The 5,372-nt window shown below is 61.8% G+C and carries 4 protein-coding genes; all 4 read left to right on the plus strand.

What is annotated here, in order from left to right; genetic code table 11:
* The coding region (locus WAN02_RS22150) for a hypothetical protein (protein ID WP_422266407.1) at positions 1–443 on the plus strand (443 nt) is incomplete at its 5' end.
* 22 nt (positions 444–465) lie between these two features.
* A complete protein-coding gene (locus WAN02_RS22155) occupies positions 466–1,311 on the plus strand; it encodes a class I SAM-dependent methyltransferase (protein ID WP_422266409.1) in 846 nt (281 codons plus the stop codon).
* A gap of 350 nt (positions 1,312–1,661) precedes the next feature.
* Complete coding sequence (locus tag WAN02_RS22160; protein ID WP_422266411.1) at positions 1,662–1,910, plus strand: MbtH family protein; 249 nt, start codon at positions 1,662–1,664, stop codon at positions 1,908–1,910.
* The coding region (locus tag WAN02_RS22165) for a non-ribosomal peptide synthetase (protein WP_422266413.1) at positions 1,900–5,372 on the plus strand (3,473 nt) is incomplete at its 3' end. The genes WAN02_RS22160 and WAN02_RS22165, both read left to right, overlap by 11 nt.

Below are 5,372 nucleotides of genomic sequence, written 5' to 3' on the forward strand. Positions count from 1 at the left end.
ACATGGGACTTCAGCTTGAGGTAAAGAGGTATGGTAGCTCCGCGGCGCAGTCTCAAGCCGAGGTCAGCCAGGTCAGTATCGATGTGGACGCCTACCTTCATCCGATCGTCAACGCATACCGGTTCGAAGAAATCATCGACTTGCTCCGCGATTGCGGCCAACTCGACTGGGCCGCTATAAACAACATTAATCTGCCCGACTCAAGCAAATTGATCGACCTCAACGAGGTGGAAACGGGCGACATCCGCTACTTTTGCCAGACTACGGAAGATCTATTTGCATCCGTGTCGCTGAGGGAGCGATTTCGGGCGTTGGAACACGTGGAGAAGCTACGGGTGCTGGAAAATCAGCTCAAGCCAACCGGCTTCACAGTACTCGGTGGTCGCGGCAACGCTAATCAACAGCTATCAGCAAGAGTGCAATCCAACGTAATTCCACTTTAGAAGCTCGAGTTGAGGCGACATAATGAATCAGCAGAACGAACCCTCGGTGCAGGTTGAATCACGAGTTCCGATGTCGGAGCACCTGGCTGACGACCTACTGTCCACGACGGCCGGTGGATGGCGCAGTTTTTACAATCAACTGAGCCGCCGCTTGGAAGACATCGGCGTGGCCGACTCATCCTTTTTCCTCAATTACGGGTACGTCCCGACGATTTCTGGCAACGAGTCGGCGTTCGCCATTCGCGAAGGCACATTCAACGCCCACTCGGTCCGGCTGGTATTCGAAGTCATCGGATCGATTGACCTGGATGACCGCACAGTTGTCGAAATAGGCTGTGGGCGCGGAGGCAACTCCAGACTTGTCGCGGAAAAGTTCAGCGGTCACGTCATCGGCATTGATATGTCCTCCGAAGCTATCGAATTCTGCCGTAAAACGCATCTCGACAACTCGACGGATTTCAGGGTGGGCGACGCGCTGAACATTCCACTAGAAGACGGGTCCTGCGACGCCGTCCTCAATGTGGAGTCGTCACACTCATATGGGAATCTGCCAAAATTCCTGAACGAAGTTCGCCGGATCTGCCGGCTCGGGGCATGGTTTTTGCACACCGACTTCCTGAGCCCCGAGGACTGGGATTACGTGCGGAGTCGTCTGCACGCGCTCGGCTTTGTCACCGAAGCCGACCGAGACATCACTGCCAACGTCTTGGCCTCGCGTGATCAAGCGAGCAACAACTGGGAGCAGGTCTACGGCGACGGAAATTCTCGGGTGGCGAACTTCCTGGCGTTGCCCGGGTCAGCGATCTACGAGCAGATGCGTGCTGGCTTGTTGGAGTACCGGATATTGCGATCGCAGTTACGCACTTAGGCGCGGGCGTAATGCGCTGCCGTACTACGAACCGTAGTGGAGCCGAGCGGCGGCGACCCGCTATCCGCTCTGACGTGGGCCATCACCGACAGCGGTTGCGTGGCGCGCGGCGTGGCCGAGATGGGGTGTACAGCAGGTTCCACCGCATCAACGTGTCGAGGGTAAAGCTCTGCGCCAGAGCATGTTCACCGAGCGCAGGGCACCGATGAGGACGACGACGCTGGTGGCCTCCGCCAAATGGAATGTTCAGTCCGGCAGACTATATATCCGAACCCTTAGACAAGCTGCACACGGCTCCAGTATCGTCTAGAACTTGTTATACCCATGTCGAGTAGACAGCTGGAGACGCGGTGAGTATCAATCCGTTCGACGACGGTGACGGCCGTTTTTTCGTCGTGATCAACGACGAAGAGCAGCACAGCCTGTGGCCTACCTTCGCCGATGTTCCCGCCGGCTGGCGGGTGGTCTATGGCGAGGGGGATCGCGCATCGTGCCTGGAGTACATCGAACAGAACTGGACCGATATACGGCCTAAGAGCCTGCGTGACAGGTTGGCAACGAGACAGGGGGTTTCGATAGGTACACCGGATGAAATTTGACGACCTGGCACTTCCGCTGACGCGCGGACAACTCGACATTTGGCTCGCGCAGGAGACCGGTCACTCGGTGACGGAGTGGCAACTCGGTGTACTCGTGCGGTTCGACGGAACGGTCAAGCCCGAGGTGCTCAAACAGGCGATCCGTCAGGTGATGCAGGAGGCCGAACCGGTCAGGGCCACCCTCTTCGAAGTGGATGGCCAGGTCTTCCAGAAGGCGACCGACTACCCGGACATCGAGGTGGCCCTCCATGATCTGAGCGACACACGTCATCCGGTGCAGGAAGCCCGTGCCATGGCATTGGCGATTCAGCGCACGCCAATGCCATCTGCTGGCCCGATGTTCAAATTTGCTTTATTTCAGACATGGGTCGACGAATTCTATTTGTTCGCGTGCTTCCACCACTTAATCGTCGACGGATCCGGAATCACGCTTCTTGCCCATCGGATCGCAACTGTCTACGCAGCGATGGTTTCTCAGGCAAGCATTCCTCCGGCCTTCTTCGGCTCGTTGCAGGACTTGGTTCGCGGCGAGGCAGAATACGAAGCCTCCACTGATTACCTAGAAGACGAAGCCTATTGGACTAGGAACCTTCCACCGGAAAGCGGATCGAATTATCGGTTGCCGCAAGCCGAGGGTGCGGGTGAGTCACATTCACCTTCTGCGCCGGTTCGATTGGACGCCACGGTCCTTCGACAAGTTCAAGAGCTGTCCCGGGTATGGAACATGCCTCAGTCTTCGATCATCACCGCGGCGTGTGCACTTTTGGTGCGTGGGTGGTGCGCTGAGGGCTCAGAAGTGGTGTTGGACTTCCCAGTCAGCAGGCGGGTGCGTCCGGAAATGAAGACACTCCCCGGGATGGTTTCCGGGGCGGTGCCGCTGGTGTTGAAGGTTGGTCCCGCAGCTACGGTTGCCGATTTTTGTGAGCATGTTGACGCGCGGATACAAGAAGCGCTGCAGCATCAGCGGTTTCCGGTGCATGCCCTTGAACGCAAAGGCCGCCCGGAGCGCCCCGCCGACAGGGTGAGCGTCAACTTCATGCCGTCGAAAATGACTATGGACTTCGCGGGTGTGGAGGCGTCGGCGTCATTCACCAATCCCGGCCAGGTAGGCGACTTCGGGTTCATCTTCTCTGGCGCCGGCGATCAGCTTTTTCTGAGCACAGCAGGGGTCCGGGGGCCATTTTCGAATTTCGACGTCACCGATCTAGCGAGACGGTTAAGTCGGGTGTTGGCAGCGATGACCGCTGATCCGGGCCGAAGGCTCGCGTCGACTGATCTGCTCGACGCCGGTGAACATGCCGGTCTGCATGACTGGGGCAACCGGGCGGTGCTCACCCAGTCGGCACCTGCGCCGGTGTCGATTCCGGCGGTGTTCGCGGCGCAAGTGGCCCGCGTGCCGGAGGCGGTGGCGATCAGCGACGGGGAGCTTTCGTGGACCTACCGCGAGGTTGAGCAGGCCGCTAACCGGTTGGCGAATCTGTTGTCCCGCGAAGGTGTAGGTCCGGGGCAGCGGGTGGCGTTGCTGTTGCCCCGCACGGCTGAGGCGGTCGTGGCGATGTTGGCGGTGCTGAAAACCGGGGCAGCGTATGTGCCGATCGATCCGGTGGTGCCGCCGGCCCGGAGTGAGTTTGTGCTCGGTGATGCCGCGCCCGTAGCCGCGATCACCACCGCCGAGTTGCGTCCGCGGCTGGACGGGCACGACCTGTTGGTCATCGACGTCCACGATCTTGCAGACTCCGCCGGTCACATGTCCAGCACGGCGCCGGCAGCTCCGGCTGCTGATGAGATCGCCTACCTCATTTACACCTCGGGTACCACCGGAACCCCCAAGGGTGTGGCGATCCCGCACCGCAACGTGACGCGGCTGCTGGAGACTCTCGATGCTGATCTGGAGTTGGCCGGCCAGGTGTGGTCGCAATGTCATTCCTTGGCGTTCGACTTCTCGGTATGGGAGATCTGGGGCGCGCTGCTTTACGGCGGGCGGCTGGTGGTAGTGCCCGACTCCGTGGCGCGCTCGGCGGAAGACTTCCACGCCCTGCTGGCCGCTGAACAGGTCACGGTCCTGAGCCAGACCCCGTCGGCGTTTTATGCGCTGCAGGCTGCCGACGCGCTCCGGCCCGAGCTGGGCGGTCAGCTCAAGCTTCAGGCGGTGGTGTTCGGCGGCGAGGCCCTCGAACCTCAACGTCTCAGCACGTGGTTGAACGCGCACCCAGGTCTTCCGCGGCTGATCAACATGTACGGCATCACCGAGACGACGGTGCATGCCTCGTTCCGGGAGATCCTCCGCGGTGATGTCGAGAGCACGTCCAGCCCCATCGGGGTCCCGTTGGCTCACCTTGGCTTCTTCGTGCTCGATGCGTGGTTGCAGCCGGTGCCGGCAGGAGTGGTCGGGGAGCTGTATGTGGCCGGCGCCGGGGCGGCGTACGGGTATGTGGGCCGGGCCGGTCTCACCGGAACGCGGTTTGTGGCGTGTCCATTCGGTGGGCCAGGGGCTCGTATGTATCGCACCGGAGACCTGGTCTGGTGGGGTGCTGACGGGCAGCTGAGGTATCTCGGGCGTGCCGACGAGCAGGTCAAGATCCGCGGTTATCGCATCGAACTCGGCGATGTACAGGCCGCACTCGGTGCGCTGCAGGGGGTTGAGCAGGCGGTGGTGATCGTCCGCGAGGACCGCCCTGGCGACAAGCGGCTGGTGGGGTATGCCACCGGCACCACCGACCTGTCCACCGCGCGTGCGGTGCTGGCCGAGCGGCTGCCCGCGTACATGGTTCCGGCCGCGGTGGTGGCAATGAATGCGTTGCCGCTCACCGTCAACGGCAAGCTCGACACCCGCGCACTGCCCGCGCCTGACTACCAAGAAGGCGACAGCTACCGCGGTCCGGCCGACGCCGTTGAGGAGATACTGGCCGGCATTTACGCCGAAGTCCTTGGGCTCGATCAGGTCGGGGTCGACGAATCGTTCTTCGAACTGGGCGGGGACAGCATCCTGTCGATGCAGGTGGTGGCGCGGGCACGGGCCGCTGGCCTGGTGTGCCGGGCGCGCGACATCTTCGTCGAGCAGACCGTGGCCCGGCTGGCCGCAGTGGTCGAAAATGCGGTTGCACTGGTCGATGAGGGCGTTGGGCCGGTGGTCGCAACCCCGATCATGCGTTGGCTGGCAAGCGTTGACGGTCCGGTCCAGCACTTTAACCAGACCACGGTGGTGCAGGCCCCCGCCGGGGCCACCGAGGCCGACGTGGTGGTGCTGTTGCAGGCGTTGCTGGATCGGCATGCGATGTTGCGGCTGCGGGCCGAGGCCGAGGGCGCCGGCGGTTGGTCGTTCCACGTGCCCGAAGCCGGGTCGGTGAATGCTCGCGACTGCCTGCAAACAGTAGAGGTGTTGTCGGACGCGGCAATGCTGGCGGCGGGGTCGCGGTTGAACCCGGCCGCCGGGGTAATGCTCAGCGCGGTGTGGGTGGCCTC

The sequence above is a fragment of the Mycobacterium sp. genome, assembly GCF_049281135.1.
Classification (GTDB): domain Bacteria; phylum Actinomycetota; class Actinomycetes; order Mycobacteriales; family Mycobacteriaceae; genus Mycobacterium.